Genomic DNA, 19,702 nt, shown 5'->3' with positions numbered 1-19,702 from the left:
TCGTCTTGTGTTGCTTTTTATTCTATGCTATAATTGGCGGATAAGGGCAAAAGAGCCGGAATGAAACTGTAAGAGAAGAGGAGTTGAATGAAATGAGCTTTATATCCTATCTGTTGAACGGCATCAGCCTTGGCAGCGTTTATGCGATTATTGCATTGGGATATACAATGGTTTACGGCATTGCGAAGATGCTGAACTTTGCGCATGGCGACGTAATCATGGTTGGAAGCTATGTGGCATTTGTAGCGATTAACAATATGGGGCTTCCTATTCCCATATCGATACTGCTTTCAGTAATAGTCTGTACCGTGCTGGGCGTGGTGATAGAAGGGATTGCTTATCGTCCGCTCCGTCACGCGTCCAAACTGGCTGTGCTGATTACCGCGATCGGTGTCAGCTATTTCCTGCAGAATATGGCGCTCCTGATTTTTGGAGCCAATACGAAGTCTTTCACGTCCGTGGTCCAGGTCAAACCGCTGAGTCTGGCGGGAGGCCAGCTGAATATTTCCGGAGAGACAATCGTGACGATTCTGGCATGCGTGGTGATCATGATTGGTTTGATGGCGTTTATAAAATATTCCAAGGCAGGACATGCCATGCTTGCGGTATCCGAGGATGACGGCGCGGCGCGCCTGATGGGAATCAACGTGAACCGGACGATTTCACTGACCTTTGCGATCGGCTCCGCGCTGGCGGCTATTGCGGGAGTGCTGCTTTGTTCCGCTTACCCGTCGCTGACTCCTTATACCGGTTCTATGCCGGGTATCAAGGCGTTCGTGGCAGCCGTATTCGGCGGCATCGGTTCCATACCCGGAGCGTTTATCGGAGGCATTCTGCTGGGAATTATCGAGATTCTGGCAAGAGCATACATTTCTTCTCAGTTGTCAGACGCAATCGTTTTTTCTGTTCTGATCATTGTGCTGGTGGTACGTCCGACCGGTCTGATGGGAAAAGAAATTCAGGAAAAAGTGTAAGCGGAGGTGAGAGAGATGAAAAAAATGTCGAAAACAGCCAGGAACAGCCTGATTACCTACGGAATTGTAATCCTGGCGTATGTCGGTTGTGAAATCTGGATGAGATTCGGAAATATGTCCAGCCTGATGGAGGGACTTCTGGTTCCGCTCTGTGTATATGCGATCCTGGCAGTTTCTCTGAATCTGACGGTCGGCATCCTGGGAGAACTGAGTCTGGGGCACGCAGGTTTCATGTGCGTGGGAGCTTTCGCCAGCGCTACGTTTACCAAATGCATGGAACAGGCTATCCCGATTCCTACAGTCCGTTTTATTATTGCGGTGCTGATAGGAGTAATCTGTGCCGGCATCTGCGGTATTCTGGTCGGTATTCCGGTGCTTCGTCTGAGAGGCGACTATCTGGCGATTGTAACGCTTGCTTTTGGTGAGATTATCAAAAACCTGGTGAACGCGATTTATCTGGGACTTGACAGCAAGGGATTCCATTTTTCCATGAAAAGTATGCTTGAGCTGAATATGGAAGCGGATGGCATGGTTGTGATCAACGGCGCGCAGGGCATTACCGGGGCGCCTTCCGATTCGAATTTTACCCTGGGTATTATTATGCTGCTGATTACTCTTTTCATTGTGCTGAATCTGATCAATTCCAGGACCGGCCGCGCGATCATGGCGATCCGCGACAACCGGATCGCGGCGGAATCCATCGGTATTAATATAACAAAATATAAGATTATGGCTTTCAGTATTTCTGCCGCCATGGCCGGCGCGGCAGGCGTGCTGTACGCGCACAATCTGACTACTTTGACAGCCCTTCCGAAAAATTTTGGTTACAATATGTCTATTACGATTCTGGTATTTGTCGTTCTGGGCGGGATCGGAAGCATTCGCGGCTCCATGATATCCGCTGTTATCCTGACGATGCTTCCGGAGATGCTGCGTTCTCTGGACGAATACCGTATGCTGATCTACGCGATTGTGCTGATCGCGGCTATGATTCTTACCTGGAGTCCGAAAGCGATTGAACTGAGGGAGAGGTATTCTCCGATGAAACTGCTGCGCAGGAAAGAGAAGGAGGTGCAGTGATATGCCTATGCTGGAAGTAAAAAATCTCGGTATCTCTTTCGGAGGGCTCCGCGCAGTCGATGATTTTAATCTTTCGATCGAAAAAGGGGAGCTTTACGGATTAATCGGACCGAATGGAGCCGGAAAGACTACGGTATTTAATATGCTGACCGGAGTTTACAAGCCGACGGATGGGAAAATCCTTCTGGACGGAGAAGACGTGACCGGGAAGAAAACCATTGAGCTGAATAAAGAAGGAATCGCGAGGACTTTCCAGAATATCCGTCTTTTTTCGGATCTTTCGGTGCTGGATAACGTAAAAGTAGCGCTTCATAACCAGAAAGAATTTACTTATTCGGCTTTGACAGGAATACTGCGGCTGCCGCGCTTCTATCGGCTGGAGAAGGAGATGGACGAGCGCGCCATGGAGCTCCTGGAAGTTTTCGGACTGGATAAAGAGGCCGGTTATAAAGCGTCCAATCTGCCTTACGGCAAGCAGCGGGAGTTGGAGATTGCCAGAGCTATGGCGACAAACCCGAAGCTTTTGCTGCTGGACGAGCCGGCCGCGGGCATGAATCCTAACGAGACACAGAGTCTGATGAATACGATCCGTTTTGTACGGGATAAATTTAATATGACGATTCTTCTGATCGAACATGATATGAAGCTGGTATCTGGCATCTGCGAGAGACTGACTGTACTGAATTTCGGTCAGGTGCTCGCCAACGGAGACACGGAAGAGGTCCTGAAGGATCCGAAGGTGATCACCGCATATCTGGGAGAATAGGAGGAACGCGAAGATGGCTATGCTTGAGATCAAAGACCTGAGTGTCTATTATGGCGTGATTCAGGCTTTAAAAGGAATCTCTTTCGAGGTCAACGAAGGAGAGGTCATCGCGCTGATCGGCGCTAACGGAGCAGGAAAAACAACGACGCTCCATACTGTTTCCGGACTGATTGCGCCAAAGAGCGGCAGCGTGATTTTTGAGGGGCAGGATATTACGAAAACGCCGGCTCATAAAATTGTTTCTATGGGAATGGCGCATGTGCCTGAGGGGCGAAGAGTTTTTGCCTCTTTGAGCGTGCTTCAGAATCTGCGGTTAGGCGCGTATACGAGAAATGACAAGGAAGAGATTGAAGAAAGTCTCCGGAAGGTTTACAAAAGATTCCCGAGACTGGAAGAAAGAAAGAATCAGCCGGCAGGTACCCTGTCAGGCGGAGAGCAGCAGATGCTGGCTATGGGACGCGCGTTGATGTCCAATCCCCGCATTATCCTGATGGACGAGCCGTCCATGGGTCTTTCGCCGATTCTGGTGAATGAGATCTTTGATATTATCAAGGAGGTCAGCGCCGGCGGAACAACGGTACTGTTAGTGGAGCAGAATGCGAAGAAGGCGCTTTCTATCGCGGACAGAGGGTATGTGCTGGAGACAGGGCGTATCGTCCTGGAAGGAAAAGCGCAGGAGCTTTTGAATAATAAGTCTGTGCAATCGGCATATCTGGGTGAATAAAGCGAAAAGTGTACAAAAACAGGGGCCGAATTATGTGAGAATGAACAATTGCCATGTGGGATATTTACGGTAAAATAAGAATGTAACCGTTAGATGTAACAAATCAGTATAGTATTGAGGTGGTAAGAATGAAAATGCAGAAAATGGAAATCACGAGAAGGATGTATGAAGCAGGAGCCCTCGCGGTAGTAAGAGCCGAGACTCTGGAGAGAGCCAGCGAGATCGCAGAAGGCTGCATCAAGGGCGGCGTGCCTGTAATGGAGATGAGCTTTACGCTGAACAATGCGGGTGAGGTTATTAAAGGCCTGAGAGAAAAATACGGGGATGATCTGATCGTGGGAGCAGGTACGGTACTGGATGCCGAGACGGCGAGACATGCGGTTCTCTGCGGCGCTCAGTTTGTCATCGCTCCGAACTATGATGAAGGCGTTGCAAAGGTATGCAACCGCTATCAGATTCCTTATGCTCCGGGATGCACCAGCGTAACGGAAGCAGTGAACGCGCTGAGCATGGGAGCGGCTTTTATTAAAGCATTTCCGATTTCTGATTTTTATGGTCCGAAGCTGGCAAAAGTCTTCAAGACTCCGATCCCGACCATGCCGATTATGGCCAGCGGCGGAATCAATCTGGAGAACCTGGAGACCTGGCTGGAGAGCGGCGCGGACGTATGCGGATTCGGCGGCCTTCTGACCAAGGGAACCTCTGAAGATATCGCGGCCAATGCGAAGAAAATCCACGATATTATCGCAGCATTCAGAAATAAATAAAACAGATGACAGCGCGTGGGCGGATATTACAATCCGCCCGCTTTTTTTATGCATTTTATAAAACAAAATGACGGTTTAAATATTTGGCGATCCAGAATATGAATAAAAAATACCTAATTGGAAACTTATTCTGAAAAAACTGTTAAATGATTTGTACAAAAACATAAAAATGGTCTGTTTTTTTGGGTCAGACGAACATAGGAAAGGAAAGCCTCTTTTGATAAGATATCAATAAAAGGAGGAATGAGATATGAGTATTGTTTTAACTCGAGTGGATTTTCGTCTGATCCACGGCCAGGTGATCACCAGATGGCTGACACAGTGCCAGATCAACGAAATCGTAACAGTTGACACTGCTCTCAGCAAGGACGAGTTCATGCAGGACGTGTTCAAGATGGCAGCTCCCAAGGGAGTGAAAATCAAGATCCTTGACATCGACACAGCAGTGAAACAGCAGCAGGAAGGCGCATTTGACGCGAATCGTGTACTGATGCTGTTCAAGAGCGTGAAAGAGCTGAGCGATGCATGCAAAGCAGGGCTGAAACTTGAAGAGGTGCAGATCGGCGGACTTGGAGGAGGTCCGGGCAGAAAGGCAGTGAATAATGCGATTACGCTTGACCGTGCGGACGCGGATATGCTGCTTGATCTGGAAAAAGAAGGCGTTAAGATTTATTTCCAGACCACTCCGGATTATCCGTCTATTACGCTGCAGCAGGCTGTAGCAAAACTTTAATGACAGAGGGGGACAAAAGAAAATGGACATGATAGTAAAAGCCGCATTGGTAGGCTTGCTCTACTGGATCTCCATGGGGCGGGCGCAGTATTATTTTTCGTTTGCATTCCGTAAACCAGTTGTGCTTGGTGTGTTCATCGGTCTGGTATTTGGAGATGTACAGGCCGGCCTGCTCTACGGAGCAACGATCCAGCTCATGTGGATGGGCGGTATTGAGGCAGGCGGAAACATCCCGAGCGACCAGGGCCTGGCAACCTGTATCGCGGTGCCGGCAGCCATCATGGGCAACCTGGACGCCGGAGCAGCCGTGGCGCTGGCAGTGCCTTTCGGCGCACTGGGCGTTCTGATTAACAACGTGAGACGTACGATCAACTCTTTCTATAACACGAAAGCGGATCAGTTCATCGAAAGAGGCGAGTACGACAAAGTATCCAAGATGTGTTTCATCCTTCCGTGGCTGACCAACGGAGTCCTTTACTTCACTCCGGTGTTCATTGCTACCTGGCTGGGAAACAACGTGGTGCAGGCGTTCATCAACGCAGTGCCGCAGTGGGCGATGGATGGTCTTGCAAATGCAGGAAACATGCTTCCGGCATTAGGTTTTGCACTGACGATCGTGGTAATGGGAAAACAGAAGTATCTGCCGTTCTTCGTGCTTGGATTCTTCCTGTATTCCATTTTGGGATTCTCAATGCTGACCGGCGCCGTACTGGCACTGTGCCTGGCAATGATCGCATCACTCTTTGTGCAGACTGATGAGGAGGTGGAAGCATGAGCGAAGTAACGACGACGCAGGCAGCGGCAGAAGAAAAGAAATCCGTGATTACAAAACTGGATCTGCTGAAAGCATGGTTTAAATGGTGTACCGCCGTTGAGGTGCCGGTAAGTTTCGACAGAATGCAGGCTCTTGCTTTTGGTTATTCCATGAACAAGATCCTGAGAAAACTCTATAAAGATGACCCGGAAGAACTGAAAAATGCCATGAGACGCCATCACTCCATGTTCAATACGAACTGTGACTGGGGCAGCATCATTCATGGCATTACGATCTCCCTGGAGGAGCAGCGCGCCGCAGGCGAAGAAGTATCTCCGGAGGTGATCCAGTCCCTGAAACTTGGCCTTATGGGACCGCTGGCAGGTATCGGCGACAGCGTGGACCAGGGTATCGTGGCTACGATCCCGCTGGCAATCTTTGTGCCGATGGCTCTGAACGGAAGCGTGTGGGCGGCGTTCATGCCGGGACTGATCTATCTGGCATGGTCCTACGGCTGGTCCTGGTTCCTGTTCCAGAAAGGTTATTCTCTTGGTAGAAAAGCGGTGCTGGAGATCCTGCATTCCGGTATGATCAAGAAGGTAATTGACATTGCAAGTATTGTAGGCCTGTTCATGATCGGCTGTCTGTCGGCATCATATGTAAAAGTGACCACAGCGCTGACCTATGTGAACAATGACACGACGGTAGCCCTTCAGGATACATTGAACGGCATCATTCCAAACCTCCTGCCGTTCTGCGTGGTTATGGGAATGTACCTGTACATAACCAAGCGCGGGCCGAAGTATTTAAGACTTATGGTTTATACCATGGTGATTGCGATTGTACTGACATTCTTCGGAATTATCTAATTGAAATGACTGCGTGGGGGCAAACCTGCAAAAGCGGGTTTGCCCCGCTGAATATAGGAGGAAAGACAGATGAAGGTTCTGATTACCCCGAGAGGGTTTGCCAATTACGGCGTGGACATTGTAAAAGAGATGGAAGCAAAAGGCGTGGACGTACACTACAATGACACGGGAAAACAGTATACGCCGGAACAGTTCCTGGAGCTGGCAAAGGATGCGGACGGGATCATCGTGGGTGTGGATGTGATGGACCGTGCCATGATGGAACAGTGCCCGAACCTGAAAGTGGTATGCAAATTCGGCGTTGGTACGGATAATATCGACCTGGAATACGCAAAAGAAAGAGGAATCTATGTGGGAAGGACCGTGGGATCCAACTCCATCGCCGTGGCCGAGCATGTGGTGGCGCTGATGTTCGCGGAATCCAAGAATCTTTATACCAGCATCCGCGACGTGAAAAACCACGGATGGAACAAGCCTACCGGCCGCGAGATCAACGGAAAGACGCTGGGCATCATCGGCTTCGGCCAGATCGGAAAGCACCTGGCGCAGTTTGCGGTGGGACTGGGCATGAAAGTGCTGGCATACGATGTGTTCGAGATCCCGGATGAAGTGGCGGAACAGTACCATGTGACGAAAGCGACACAGGATGAGATTATTGAGAACAGTGATTTTATTTCTCTGCACGTGCCGCTGCTGGATTCAACCAGAGATATGATCTCCACAAACGAACTGAAGAGAATGAAGAAAGACGCCTGCCTGATCAATGCGGCAAGAGGCGGAATTGTTAATGAAAAAGCTCTGTATGAAGCGCTGGTGAACCATGAGATCCGTTCGGCATGCTTCGACGTATACAGTGATGAGCCGCCTAAAGCGGACGATCCTCTGGTCGCGCTGGATAATTTCCTGCTGACCCCGCATACGGCAGCCCGTTCGAAAGAGTCTGAGAGAAGAACCTGCGAGATGTCTTCTCAGATTGTGATGGAACAGCTGCTCGGAAAATAATATCATACATGAATTCTGGAGGGATAAGATGGCTAAATTTAATATTGTAATCGCAACACATGGGAGATTTGGCGAAGAATTGGTGAAATCAGCAGAGATGATCACCGGAAAGATGGAAAACGTACAGGTGCTGTCTTTGCTGCCGACCATGTCTTTTGAGGACTTTATGAAACAGGCAGATGAGATTCTTGCCAAAACAGAGCAGCCGATGATTGTGCTTACAGATCTGTTCGGAGGAACCCCCTGCAATGTATTTACGGCACTCAGCCGGAAATATCATCACGATGTGGTCAGCGGAGTCAATCTTTCCATGCTGATTGATTTGTATGTAACCACGCTGAATATGGATGACGGTGACGTGAACGTGGAAGAACTGGCTGAGAACTGTATTGCCACGTTGAAAGAAAGCGGTGTGCATACAAACAAACGTCTGGATGACGAGGAATAGAGAAACGTATTTCCTGCTGTATGATAAGCAGATTGACCCCTGAGAAAGACTTGTATACAAAAGATATGAATTCTGCTATAATAATCAGATAAGCGTTGATGCATAGGAATTCGTTTCCGCAGATAAGGCACGGTTAGAGGGGCAAAATGATTATTGACAGCGTTTTTAAAGAGTTTATCAATGTGGTGCGTGAAAATAAGAATTATACCATAGGCCTCCTGAATGGAGAGGGAGATGTGGTAGACTGCAGCGATGCAGCGCTGATCGGCGCGCATCGGGATATTGGCAGCCCGGATTCCTGCAATTTGTATTATCCGGTCAAAGCGAAAAATTTTGATTACGGATATTTGTGGCTGAGCGGAAGAGACGAGAATTTAGGTCTGATGGGGAATTTAATCAGTGATTCCCTGAATATCCGCCTTACTTACGAGATTACGCAGAGCACATTGAAACAAAATATTACAGAGGACGACAGGCTGGTTAAGCTGCTGTTGGATGAAGAATCTTTTGATATGAACCGTATTCTGGGTCTGATTGAAGAAATGGGTTTTGATCAGACCCGGTCAAGGGTTGCGATCTATATTGTAAATGAACAGGGATTTGACAATCGTAAGATCGCAAAATTAAAGCTGATGCCGGAAGGAGAAGATAGCCTCTGTTCTTTGCTGAGCCGGTACGCGCTCCTTATTTTTAAGGCGGTTCCTGAAAATATGGAAAACCAGCAGATGAAAAGTCATATCGGAAAGTTTCTGAGGATGCTGAAAGACCTGGACGTGACAGGAGACGGTTACTGGATCGGGTCCGTACAGCGTAAACTCAGAAACTATAAGGAAAGCTATCGCCATTGTCTCTGGCTGAAAGACAACGAGAAAGAGAGCCGTGACAGAATAGTCTGGTTTATGGATTTTCTGTACGACTATTTTATGTCAGAGATTAAACTGAATGATGTGCGGGATGTATTTGATTATTATCACGATTTTGGAAAAGATACGGATATTGATGAGCTGATCCAGATCGCGGATTCTCTTCTGTCCAACAATTTCAATATTTCCCAGACTGCAGAAAGCCTGTATCTGCATAAGAATACTCTTGTATATAAATTAAAAAAATATGAAGAGTCATTCCATATTGATATCAGAGGAGATTTCAAAGGGAGGTTCCTGTTTGTCCTGATTTCTGCATCTTTGAAAGAATATCGGAAGAGACGGCGGGTGGGTGAAGAACTATGAGTATGAAGATCGTGCTGGCGCGTGTGGATAAGAGACTGCTGCACGCAACTGTTACGCTGAACTGCGACCCTTTTCTGAATGCGGATTATGTGGCGGTTGTGGGGTCGGAGTACGATAATGATCCTTTTATCGTCAGTGTTATGCAGTTGTGCCTTCCAAAAACAATGAAGGTGAAGATCCTGACGGAAGAGGGGCTTTTGGATTTTCTGAATCAGAATGATACGTCCAGAGCTTCAACGGTGCTGGTAATTTTTAAAGATCTTGCCAGCGTCCGGGAGAGCGTGAAGAGAGGATTCTATGTGGAGGAGATCCAGATGCCGTATCCGACTTTGTCCGTGGCGCCCAAGAATCTGACAGACTATTTTTCGAAAGAAGAACTGGAAGACATTGATTATATTCAGGAGCAGAATATCCGGTTCTATTTTCAGACTACGCCGTTTCAGGCAAAAGATTACGGGAGCTTCTGCAAGTGATGGAGAGTAATATGAGAGATAAGATTGAAGAAGTGGGAATCCATTTTTCCAAAAGAAGATCGAATCGCGACAAATATCGCTTCATGAACCGTCTGGTAAGCTGCCTGAAAGAGGCAGGGTGTCGGATGGATATGATGGAGGCAGGGGATAAACACAGCCAGAGTCACCATCTGGTAACGGGAGATTTAAATAAAAGCCGGAGAGTGTTTCTTGCTGCTTATGACACCGGGAGCAAAATGCTGGTTCCGGGGTATCGTTACACGCCGCTTGATTCCAGGCGGAATTTCCGGGAAGAGATGAAAAATATAGCAGCGTATTCTCTGCTTACGCTGATCATAGCAGTGCTGGCTGTGTATCTGACCAGAATGTTCTGGGGCGGGAGCATGGCTGTGCGGGCATTGATTGTCATGATAGACATTATTGCGGTCCTGTTGGTATTCCGTTGGATGAAGAAACCGGATAACAAGGTAAATATGAATCGGAACAGCGGTGCGGTAGCGGTGCTGTATTCGAGCGCTGAAAAATCTAAAGACGGCTGTTTCCTTTTTGTGGATAACGGTGTTGTGAGCAACCAGGGGTTTTACGAGGTGTCCGAGCGGATGAAGAGTCAGGATGCGGTGGTTCTGGACAGCGTGGCCGGCGACGGGGATCTTTTCCTGGTATGCAAAGAACAAAATAAAAAGAAAGCAGAGGAAATGGCGAAGGCGTTTGCCTGCCGGATACGCGTATGGCCTCTGTCGGAAGAAGAATATAAGAATACTCCTCTTGAAGGGTTCCAGAACGGATATATACTTACTGCGGGGGAGGAGAAAAACGGGAAAATATATGTACGGCACGCCCGCACTTCCGCAGATATGGATTTGAATATAGAACGGATGGAACAGATCCGTGATGGAATCCTGAAGCTGGTATAGACAGGCGATAAAAACAAGGGAACGGCGCAGAAGCCGTTCTCTTTTTCGTATGGTTGACCGCCCGGTGAGTTTCGGATATACTGATAAGAGACCATAACAAGGAGGGCATCGATGATGGGGAAATGGTATGAAAGCGCGGTGTTTTATCACATGTATCCGTTGGGGATGCTGGGAGCGCCAAAACAAAATGATGGAGGGGAGGTTGTGCACCGGCTCCCGGAACTGCTGCCATGGGCAGACCATATCCGGGATCTGGGTTGTACGGCAGTTTATATCGGACCGTTGTTTGAATCTGCTTCCCACGGGTATGATACCAGAGATTATAAGCTGGTAGACCGCCGTCTGGGGGACAATGAAGACTTGAAACAGTTTGTGGAGTATTGTCATGAGAACAATATCCGGGTAGTGGTGGACGGTGTTTTTAACCATACCGGGAGAGAGTTCTGGGCGTTCCGGGATATTCAGCAGAACAGAGAACATTCGCCGTACTGCGGCTGGTACCAGGAACTGAGTTTTCAGGGGGATACCTGTTATCATGACGGATTCTGGTATAAGGCCTGGCGAAACTGCTTTGAACTGGCCAACCTGAATCTGCGTGATCAGGGAGTGCGGGAGTACCTGTTCGACGTGGTTCGTTTCTGGATTCAAGAATTCGGGATTGACGGTATCCGCCTGGACTGCGCGGATTGTCTGGACTTCGATTTTATGAGAGATCTGCGCAGGGTGACAGATGGGGAGAAAGAAGATTTCTGGCTGATGGGCGAAGTGATTCATGGAGACTACAGCCGCTGGACGGCAGACGGTCTGCTGCATTCAGTGACGAATTATGAACTGCATAAAGGATTATACTCCGGTCATAATGATCACAATTATTTTGAGATCGCCCATACGATCCGGAGGCAGTTTGATGCGAACGGAGGTATTTACCGGGGTAAGAAGCTGTATTCCTTTGTGGATAATCATGATGTGGACAGGATTGCCAGTAAACTGAATGTGAAACAGCATCTGCCGCTGGTCTGGATGCTTCTGTACACGCTGCCGGGGATACCGTCTGTATATTACGGAAGCGAATGGGGGATCGAGGGCAGGAAAGAGGGAGCGAATGATGATCCGCTCCGTCCGGCTCTGGACCTGAAAAAAATGCAGGCGGCTCCTCCGGCAGAGGAGATTCCGGGTCTGTTGAAAATACTGGGAAAACTGAAAAAAGAATGTCCGTATCTGACAGATGGAGTGTATCGGGAACTGCATCTTACTAACCGGCAGTATGCGTTTGCGAGGATTTCAGACGGGAAAGCGGCGGTGATTGCGGTAAACTGTGATGACGCGCCGGCACAGTTCTCTTTTCCGAATCCGATTGGTAAAAATTGCTGCAAAGATGTATTTTTAGGGTGTGAAAAATCGGTAGAATGTGATAAAATAGCTGTATCATTAGACGGAAATTCGGGCAGTATTTTCCTGTTCGAATAAGAGGGGAAAGCTTATGGGTAAGAATGTGGAAAACGCAGCAGTTAAAGAACGGCCGTGGTGTATGGTGACAGATATGGATCAGTATCTGTTTGGTCAGGGGACCCACTATGAGATCTACAAAAAGCTGGGAGCGCATCTGACAGAGTACGATGGAGAAAAGGGCGTTTATTTCGCTGTCTGGGCTCCGCACGCGAAACGTGTGCGCGTAATCGGCGAGTTTAACCGCTGGGGGACCGACGGATATGAGATGACCCGCCTGGAACCTTTGGGAATCTATGAGGCGTTTGTGCCGGGACTGACAGAAGGCTGTATGTATAAATATCTGATTGAAACGCAGAAAGGGGAATACCTTTATAAAGCGGATCCATTTGCGTTTTATGCGGAAAAACGCCCGGGAAACGCGTCCCGTGTAGCAGATATTGATCATTTTCAGTGGAATGACGAGAAATGGATGGAGGAGAGAAAAAACTGGAACGGTCCGGAAGAACCTATGACTATATATGAGGTGCATCCGGGTTCCTGGCGGCGCCATCCCCATGAAGAAGACGAAGATGGTTTTTACAATTACCGGGAACTGGCGGTAGAACTGACAAAATATGTGAAAGATATGGGCTATACCCATGTGGAACTGATGGGAATTGCAGAGCATCCGTTTGACGGCTCGTGGGGATATCAGGTGACGGGGTATTATGCTCCTACTTCCAGGTATGGTACGCCGGCAGACTTTCAGTATATGATTGAGTATCTGCATAAACATAACATCGGTGTGATTCTGGACTGGGTGCCCGCTCATTTTCCGAGAGACAGTTATGGCCTTGCGAATTTTGACGGCACACCGCTGTTTGAACATCCGGACAGCCGGAGAGGGGAGCATCCGGACTGGGGAACCAAGATTTTCAATTATGAGAAGTCCGAAGTACGCAACTTTCTGATCGCGAACGCGCTGTACTGGTTAAGCCAGTATCACATTGACGGACTGAGAGTGGATGCGGTGGCCTCCATGCTGTATCTGGATTACGGAAAGAGAGATGGACAGTGGCTTCCTAATAAGTACGGCGGAAAAGAAAATCTGGATGCGATCTGGTTTTTCCATCATCTCAATTCTGTTATCTCGGGCAGGAAAGACGGTTCTATGATCATTGCGGAAGAATCTACAGCCTGGCCCGGCGTCACGAAGAGCGTGGATGAGGACGGCCTGGGATTCACGTTTAAATGGAATATGGGCTGGATGAATGATTTCCTGGAATATATGAAGCTGGATCCGTATTTTCGCAAGGACAATCATAATAAAATGACCTTCGCCATGAGTTATGCGTACAGCGAAAATTATATACTGGTACTGTCTCATGATGAAGTGGTGCATTTGAAATGCTCCATGCTGAACAAGATGCCGGGATATCTGGTGGACAAATTTGCCAATCTGCGTGCCGGATATGCGTTTATGTTCGGACATCCGGGTAAAAAGCTGCTGTTTATGGGCAACGAGTTTGCCCAGCTGCGGGAATGGAGCGAAGCAAGAGAACTGGACTGGTATCTGCTGAAAGAAGACCTTCATATGCAGATGCAGAATTATGTAAAAGCGCTTCTGCATATGTATACAAAGTACCGTTGCCTGTATGAATTGGACGACAGTTGGAAAGGTTTTCAGTGGATCAACGCGGATGACTGTTTTAGAAGCATTTTCAGCTTTGTCCGGTACAGTAAGACAAAACGAAAGAGTTTGCTGTTTGTGATCAATTTTACTCCTATGGAACGGGCCGATTACCGGGTGGGCGTTCCTAAGAAAAAGAAATATAAACTGGTGCTGGACGGAGATTCGCCGGAGTTTGGCGGCAACGGACGGGAAAAGCCACAGATCTATGAGGCGCAGAAAGGCGCGTGCGACGGTCAGAAATATTATCTGGACTATCCGCTGTCTCCGTATGGAGTGGCAGTATTTGAATTTTAACGATTTTGCGCAGCCCCGACAGAAACACTTCTGTCGGGGCTTTCTGCCGGGTTGCTTTAATGGCTTCTTTACGATTTCTTTATAAAATCCTAAAAAAGTCATCACGCATTGGACACATTTGTCTGGCATAGTATAACCTGTAAACAGTAAGCCAACTGTATCATTCAAAAGGAGGAGATAAGATTATGAAAAAAAGATGGTTTACATTATGCTGCATAGGAGTGATTACGGCATTCGCCATGGTAGGATGCGGATCCTCTTCCACGGAAAGCACTACGGATTCTACGGTTACAGAGGAGACGACGACCGATGAAGAGACTGCGGCTGATGAAAGCGCAGCTGATGAAACTGTAACTGATGAAACCGAGGATGCGGCCGGGGAAACGACCGACGCGGCAGAGCAGGAAGAAGTGCCGGCAGCTGGCGAGGAACAGGAAGAAGTACCGGCGGCTGGCGAGGAGCAGGAAGAAGTACCGGCAGCCGGCGCGGAGGACGGGACTGAGGATACTGCCGCAGAAGAGGATGCTTCCGCAGCAGACAGCGAAGAGGATACTGCCGCAGAAGAAGATACTGCTGCAGCAGAGTAAGTCATTCTCCGGCGATGATTTTCGGGATTTTGCGCATATCGGCCGCAATGTCCGTGAAAGAACTGAAATAACTGCCGATAATTTTCCTGGTATTTGCCAGACAATATAGATCCAATAAGGCATCCTGGATGCCCTCGGCGCTGTCTCTGCGGAGACAGCGTTTTTCATTGGAAAGAATACGTCCGGGAAAGGCCGCTCGGATGGTCCGTTCTTCTTCCAGGTCGTCAGTGGCCAGATAGAAACGGGTGTCCGGGTCGTTGTCCAGCTCTTTTTTCATACATTCAATAAAACATTCCGTAGAACTTTTCCCGATGGCGGGACGGTTGTCGGTGCGGCGGATGTGTATGCCTACGCAGGAAGGTCCGAATCCGGAAGTCATGGATTCAATCCGTTTCCGCATTTTTTCTGTGGGACAGAACAGATGATAATCTTTGGCCGGATAAAATTGTTCCCAGGTGAAAATATAAATATTGCTTCGGAGGCCTTGCACATAATCCGCTGTCAGCCGGCCGTCCGGACTGCGGTGGGCCAGAATCTCCTCGTTGGTCAGATAGGTACGGGCTGTTTTCTGATAAAAGAGTTTCCGCGGACTGGCGACGGACCGGATGTCGGTGATCCGGAATTCTTTTACCGGCTGAAACAGGTCTTCAAAGGGGCAATTCAGTTCCGAATTGCAGTTCCAGAGGACCAGAAGGCGCTCTTTTCGTTCCTGCGCCAGCTGCCATCCGGAATTAATCACCCGCATTCTATTGCATAAACCGCCTGAAGGTTGTATGATTATCATTGATTTACCTCGCTCATTTTTTGTTATAGTATATCACAGAAAGGATGCGCGGACAACGGCGCGCGGAACAGGGGATTGAAAGTTTTGCAGATCAACACCGTATGCGGGAGCGGAAGCGTGGGCCGTATTACGGTGGATATTTACCACATATTGGAGAAAAACGGGGACAGCCCTCTGATCGCTTACGGCAGACGCGGCGCGCCGGACGGACTGAATACCTGGAAATTTGGCGGAAAACCGGATATGGCAAAACATGTGCTGGCAACTTTTTTCAAAGGCGAGCACGGCTTTTCTTCCGCGGGGCAGACCAGAAAGCTGATCCGGAAAATAGAAGACTGGGATCCGGATGTGATCCATTTGCATAATATTCATGGATTTGTTCTTCAGACAGAATTGTTGTTCAGCTATCTCAAAAAGGCGGGGAAACCCGTGGTCTGGACACTTCATGACTGCTGGCCCTACACCGGTCATTGCGCGTTTTATGACTACACCGGCTGTGAAGGATGGAAAAGCGGATGCAGAAACTGCCGGGAATACCGCAGAACATATCCTTACGCGTTGTTTCGCAACCGGACGGCCCGGAATTTTGAAAGGAAAAAGGCTGCGTTTACCGGGGTGCCATGTCTGACTGTGGTGACGCCGTCCAGGTGGCTGGCCGGACAGGTGGAACAGTCGTTTCTTGGGGAATATCCTGTAAAAGTGATCCCGAATGGGATTGACCTGGAGAATTTTTCTCCGGGAGAAAATGATCTGCGGGAAAAGCTGGAGTTAAATGGGAAATATGTGATCCTGGGAGTTGCCAACGTATGGGAGAGGAGAAAGGGGCTGACATATTTTCTGGATCTGGCGGAAACTCTTCCGGAAGAATGCAGGATTGTGCTGGCAGGGCTCAGCAAAAAGCAGAAAAGAAGATTGCCTTCTTCTGTGGTTGGCATAGAAAGGACTTCCAGCGTAAAAGAACTGGCCGAATATTACTCTATGGCCGATGTATTTGTAAACGCCACGCTGGAAGATAATTTCCCTACGACAAATCTGGAGGCGCTGGCCTGCGGGACACCTGTAATTACATTTGATACGGGCGGAAGTCCGGAAAGTCTGGATGAAAGCTGCGGGAGAGTCGTGCCCAAAGGCGATATACGGGCACTGCGGCAGGCGATCCTGGAAGAACGGACGCACCCAAAAGAGAGCAAAGCCTGCCGGAAAAGAGCGGAAAAATATGATAAATACGGCCGGTTTCAGGAGTATGCGGAACTGTATCACAGCCTGACGGCCAGGGAGAATACATGAACAGACTGCCAAAAGTGTCGTTGATTACGGCAACCTACAATGACGTGTCCAACCTGGAGAGAATTATGGAACAGGCGATGCGTCAGGACTACGAAAATATAGAATATGTGATTGTGGACGGAGGATCCACGGACGGGACGACAGAGTTGATCGGCCGGCTGGAAAAACAGATGCCGGAAAAAGTCCGTTGGATCTCGGAACCGGACCGCGGGATTTACGATGCGATCAATAAGGGAATTTCCATGGCTACAGGCGATATCATCGGATGCTGTTTTGACCGTCTGGCGTCTGAACATGTGATCAGCCGTATGGTGGACGCCATACTCCGGGAAGGGACAGACGGGGTTCATGGAGATCTCTGCTACATGGACGGAGAGCGGATCGTTCGAAAATGGCATCAGGGGCAGGGAAGCATCCGTACAGGCTGGCTGCCGGGGCATCCGACTTTATATCTGAGACGGGAAGTCTATGAACGTTTCGGGGTGTACCGGACCGATTACCGTATATCGGCGGACTATGAATTTATGGTCCGCATTTTATACCGAAGCCAGGTAAGACTTTCCTATATTCCGGATATACTGGTATATATGTCCTATGGAGGGACCAGCACAGGCAGTTTTGGCGCTTATCTGGAGTCCTTAAAAGAAGGGCACCGCGCATTGAAAGAGAACGGAGTTCCTTTCGCCTGGTTTACGGATCTCTGCCGGATCTGCAGGGTACTGCTGCAGTTTGTGCAGAGATAATCCCCGATGCTGGAAAAAACAGGCTATGTATGATATAATTTGGCGAAGAGATTGTACAGGAGTATTATTATATGAAGAAGCTTGTCATTATTCCCGCGTATAACGAGTCCGGAAGCATTCTCCAGGTCGTGAAGGATATCCGGGAGCATGCGCCGGGATTTGACTATCTGGTGATCAATGACTGTTCTACCGACGATACATTGGATATATGCCGGAGGGAAGGATTGAATTACGTGAATCTTTCCGTAAATCTGGGAATTGGCGGCGCGGTGCAGACCGGTTATCTGTACGCGTGCCGGAACGGATATGATGTGGCGGTTCAGTTTGATGGGGATGGCCAGCATGACGCGGCTTATCTGGAGAAGATGGCTGAGGAACTGGTGAGTACATCCAGCGACATGGTGATTGGATCCCGGTTTATTGAAAAAGAGGGATTTCAGTCTTCAGGACTGCGCAGGATCGGCATCCGTTATTTTACCGTGCTGATCCGTATTCTGACGGGAAAACGCGTGACGGACCCGACTTCCGGCATGCGTATGGTAAACAGGGATGTGATGCGTATCTACGCGGAGAACTATCCGAAGGATTATCCGGAACCGGAAAGTGTGGTGGCGATTCTGCGGAAAGGGAAAAAGGTAACGGAAGTACCGGTGGTCATGCGTGAGCGGAGGGAAGGAACTTCTTCAATTCATGGATTCAAAACGGTATATTATATGGTGAAAGTAACGCTGGCCATCTGCATGGAGAGGCTGAGAGGGTAAACCGGGAGGAAGACAGATATGATGACGGTAAGACTGCAGGTTGTGATCGCCGCTGCGATTCTGGTGGTGCTGGCGGTTCTGGTCAATATGATACGGCGAAAAAGTCTGGAATTGAAATACGCTCTGCCATGGATGCTGGTGATGGCGGCGTTGTTTGTGTTTGCCTGCGCGCCTCAGCTTCTGAATGTGGTATCAGAGTTTCTGGGCATCTACGCCCCGGTAAACATGATTTTCTTTCTGGGATTTTGTTTTTCGCTTCTGATTATTTTTTCCCTGACGGTAGCGTTGTCGAGACTGTCCAACAGCGTGCGCACGTTGGATCAGATCGTGGCTCTGAACGAGAAAAAACTGGAGGAGCTGGAACAGGAACTGGAGAAGACGAAACAGAAGACAGAAGAGTGACGTCTGCCGCGCAGGCGTGGAGGAGATATGGAAAGAAAGAGAAAGCAGATTTTATACTTGGTAATCCCCTGTTACAATGAGCAGGAGGTGCTGCATGAGACGGCCAGAAGATTGAGAGAGAAGATGGAAAGCCTGATGGAGAGAGAGATGATCTCCAGGGAAAGCCGGATCATGTTTGTCAATGACGGTTCCAGGGATCGTACCTGGGAGATTATCCGGGAGCTGCATGAGAGCGACCCGATCTATCAGGGCGTCAAGCTGTCCAGAAACCGGGGACACCAGAACGCGCTTCTGGGCGGACTGATGACGGCGAAGGAATATGCGGATATGGTGATTTCCATGGACGCAGACCTGCAGGATGACATAGATGTGGTCGACCAGTTTGTGGAAAAATATTATGAAGGCTGCGAGATCGTCTACGGCGTCCGCAGCGCGCGGAAAACGGATACATTCTTTAAACGTTTTACTGCGGAAGGATTTTATAAATTGATCAATTTTATGGGAGGCGAAGTGGTTTTCAATCATGCAGACTACCGCCTCATGAGCCGCCGCGCGCTGGATGAGCTGGCGAAATATAAAGAGGTCAATCTGTTCCTGCGCGGAATTGTGCCGATGATCGGATTTCAGACGGGAATAGTGACTTATGAGCGGCATGAGCGATTCGCGGGCGAATCCAAGTATCCGCTGAAGAAGATGCTGGCGTTGGCAGTGGACGGCATCACATCACTGAGCATCAAGCCGATTCGGGCGATCGTGCTGCTGGGGATGCTGATTTTTCTTTGCAGTATTGCCATGCTGGTTTATTCTCTGGTACAGCATTTCCTGGGGAATACCAGTATCGGCTGGACTTCTTTGATCGTATCTATCTGGGCGATCGGAGGCCTGCAGCTTCTTGCCATCGGAGTGATCGGGGAATATATCGGCAAGATTTATCTGGAGACCAAGGAAAGGCCCAAATATATTATAGAAGAAGTGTTAAGATAGGAGCCC

At 48.8% G+C, this 19,702-nt stretch carries 22 protein-coding genes; 21 read left to right on the top strand and 1 reads right to left on the bottom strand.

The genetic code is table 11. The annotated features are described in order from the left end of the window. Positions 1-92 precede the first annotated feature (92 nt). The 16 genes from B5F29_RS12315 to B5F29_RS16465 all read left to right on the top strand — a co-directional run bounded on the left by B5F29_RS12315 (position 93) and on the right by B5F29_RS16465 (position 14,735). Positions 93-974, top strand: a complete 882-nt coding sequence (locus B5F29_RS12315; protein ID WP_087154923.1) for a branched-chain amino acid ABC transporter permease — start codon at positions 93-95, stop codon at positions 972-974. Between the two features lie 15 nt (positions 975-989). Beyond that, complete coding sequence (locus B5F29_RS12310; protein WP_191429824.1) at positions 990-2,054, top strand: branched-chain amino acid ABC transporter permease; 1,065 nt, start codon at positions 990-992, stop codon at positions 2,052-2,054. Position 2,055: 1 nt separating this feature from the next. Continuing rightward, a complete protein-coding gene (locus B5F29_RS12305) occupies positions 2,056-2,820 on the top strand; it encodes an ABC transporter ATP-binding protein (protein ID WP_087154921.1) in 765 nt (254 codons plus the stop codon). Between the two features lie 13 nt (positions 2,821-2,833). Then, positions 2,834-3,544, top strand: a complete 711-nt coding sequence (locus tag B5F29_RS12300) for an ABC transporter ATP-binding protein (protein WP_087154920.1) — start codon at positions 2,834-2,836, stop codon at positions 3,542-3,544. A 128-nt stretch (positions 3,545-3,672) separates the two neighbouring features. Then, a complete protein-coding gene (locus B5F29_RS12295; RefSeq protein WP_162608424.1) occupies positions 3,673-4,311 on the top strand; it encodes a ketohydroxyglutarate aldolase in 639 nt (212 codons plus the stop codon). A 250-nt stretch (positions 4,312-4,561) separates the two neighbouring features. Next, positions 4,562-5,044 carry a PTS system mannose/fructose/N-acetylgalactosamine-transporter subunit IIB gene (locus B5F29_RS12290; RefSeq protein WP_087154919.1) on the top strand — a complete coding sequence of 161 codons (483 nt, stop codon included), beginning with the start codon at positions 4,562-4,564 and terminating at the stop codon, positions 5,042-5,044. 22 nt (positions 5,045-5,066) lie between these two features. Beyond that, positions 5,067-5,819 carry a PTS mannose/fructose/sorbose/N-acetylgalactosamine transporter subunit IIC gene (locus B5F29_RS12285; protein ID WP_242955659.1) on the top strand — a complete coding sequence of 251 codons (753 nt, stop codon included), beginning with the start codon at positions 5,067-5,069 and terminating at the stop codon, positions 5,817-5,819. After that, the gene (locus tag B5F29_RS12280; RefSeq protein WP_087154918.1) at positions 5,816-6,667 is read left to right on the top strand and encodes a PTS system mannose/fructose/sorbose family transporter subunit IID; all 852 of its coding nucleotides are present in this window, start codon (positions 5,816-5,818) and stop codon (positions 6,665-6,667) included. The genes B5F29_RS12285 and B5F29_RS12280 overlap by 4 nt, the downstream gene beginning before the upstream one ends. A 69-nt stretch (positions 6,668-6,736) precedes the next feature. Next, complete coding sequence (locus tag B5F29_RS12275) at positions 6,737-7,669, top strand: phosphoglycerate dehydrogenase (protein ID WP_087154917.1); 933 nt, start codon at positions 6,737-6,739, stop codon at positions 7,667-7,669. Between the two features lie 28 nt (positions 7,670-7,697). Then, positions 7,698-8,117: a PTS sugar transporter subunit IIA gene (locus tag B5F29_RS12270; protein ID WP_087154916.1), complete on the top strand. Its 420-nt coding sequence runs from the start codon at positions 7,698-7,700 to the stop codon at positions 8,115-8,117. Positions 8,118-8,263: 146 nt separating this feature from the next. Then, entirely contained in the window at positions 8,264-9,346 is a 1,083-nt protein-coding gene (locus B5F29_RS12265; protein ID WP_087154915.1) for a PucR family transcriptional regulator, read from the top strand. Then, positions 9,343-9,819, top strand: a complete 477-nt coding sequence (locus tag B5F29_RS12260; protein ID WP_087154914.1) for a PTS sugar transporter subunit IIB — start codon at positions 9,343-9,345, stop codon at positions 9,817-9,819. The genes B5F29_RS12265 and B5F29_RS12260 overlap by 4 nt, the downstream gene beginning before the upstream one ends. Positions 9,820-9,830: 11 nt before the next feature. Further along, positions 9,831-10,733 (top strand): hypothetical protein, encoded by a 903-nt coding sequence (locus B5F29_RS12255; protein WP_087154913.1) that lies wholly within the window; start codon positions 9,831-9,833, stop codon positions 10,731-10,733. 114 nt (positions 10,734-10,847) lie between these two features. After that, positions 10,848-12,200, top strand: coding sequence for an alpha-amylase family glycosyl hydrolase (locus B5F29_RS12250; RefSeq protein ID WP_087154966.1), 1,353 nt, complete (start codon positions 10,848-10,850; stop codon positions 12,198-12,200). Between the two features lie 13 nt (positions 12,201-12,213). Beyond that, the gene (glgB, locus tag B5F29_RS12245) at positions 12,214-14,148 is read left to right on the top strand and encodes a 1,4-alpha-glucan branching protein GlgB (RefSeq protein WP_087154912.1); all 1,935 of its coding nucleotides are present in this window, start codon (positions 12,214-12,216) and stop codon (positions 14,146-14,148) included. Positions 14,149-14,333: 185 nt separating this feature from the next. Next, positions 14,334-14,735: a hypothetical protein gene (locus B5F29_RS16465; RefSeq protein ID WP_162608423.1), complete on the top strand. Its 402-nt coding sequence runs from the start codon at positions 14,334-14,336 to the stop codon at positions 14,733-14,735. 1 nt (position 14,736) lies between these two features. On the opposite strand, the gene B5F29_RS12235 is transcribed toward B5F29_RS16465, so the two are convergent. Further along, positions 14,737-15,480, bottom strand: coding sequence for a hypothetical protein (locus B5F29_RS12235; protein ID WP_087154911.1), 744 nt, complete (start codon positions 15,478-15,480; stop codon positions 14,737-14,739). Between the two features lie 123 nt (positions 15,481-15,603). On the opposite strand from B5F29_RS12235, the gene B5F29_RS12230 reads away from it, so the two are divergent. From B5F29_RS12230 to B5F29_RS12210, 5 genes are all read left to right on the top strand, one after another. Continuing rightward, the gene (locus B5F29_RS12230) at positions 15,604-16,806 is read left to right on the top strand and encodes a glycosyltransferase (RefSeq protein ID WP_206414212.1); all 1,203 of its coding nucleotides are present in this window, start codon (positions 15,604-15,606) and stop codon (positions 16,804-16,806) included. Further along, positions 16,803-17,549, top strand: coding sequence for a glycosyltransferase family 2 protein (locus B5F29_RS12225; RefSeq protein WP_087154909.1), 747 nt, complete (start codon positions 16,803-16,805; stop codon positions 17,547-17,549). Before B5F29_RS12230 ends, B5F29_RS12225 begins: the two co-directional genes overlap by 4 nt. A gap of 71 nt (positions 17,550-17,620) precedes the next feature. Beyond that, positions 17,621-18,310 (top strand): glycosyltransferase family 2 protein, encoded by a 690-nt coding sequence (locus tag B5F29_RS12220; protein ID WP_087154908.1) that lies wholly within the window; start codon positions 17,621-17,623, stop codon positions 18,308-18,310. 18 nt (positions 18,311-18,328) lie between these two features. Then, complete coding sequence (locus B5F29_RS12215; RefSeq protein WP_242955658.1) at positions 18,329-18,712, top strand: DUF2304 domain-containing protein; 384 nt, start codon at positions 18,329-18,331, stop codon at positions 18,710-18,712. Positions 18,713-18,739: 27 nt separating this feature from the next. Further along, entirely contained in the window at positions 18,740-19,696 is a 957-nt protein-coding gene (locus B5F29_RS12210; RefSeq protein ID WP_087154907.1) for a glycosyltransferase family 2 protein, read from the top strand. Positions 19,697-19,702: the final 6 nt, after the last annotated feature.

It is taken from the genome of Lachnoclostridium sp. An196 (assembly GCF_002160135.1).
In the GTDB taxonomy this organism is placed as follows: domain Bacteria; phylum Bacillota; class Clostridia; order Lachnospirales; family Lachnospiraceae; genus Hominiventricola; species Hominiventricola avistercoris.
This window is presented reverse-complemented; position numbering and strand designations above follow the sequence as displayed.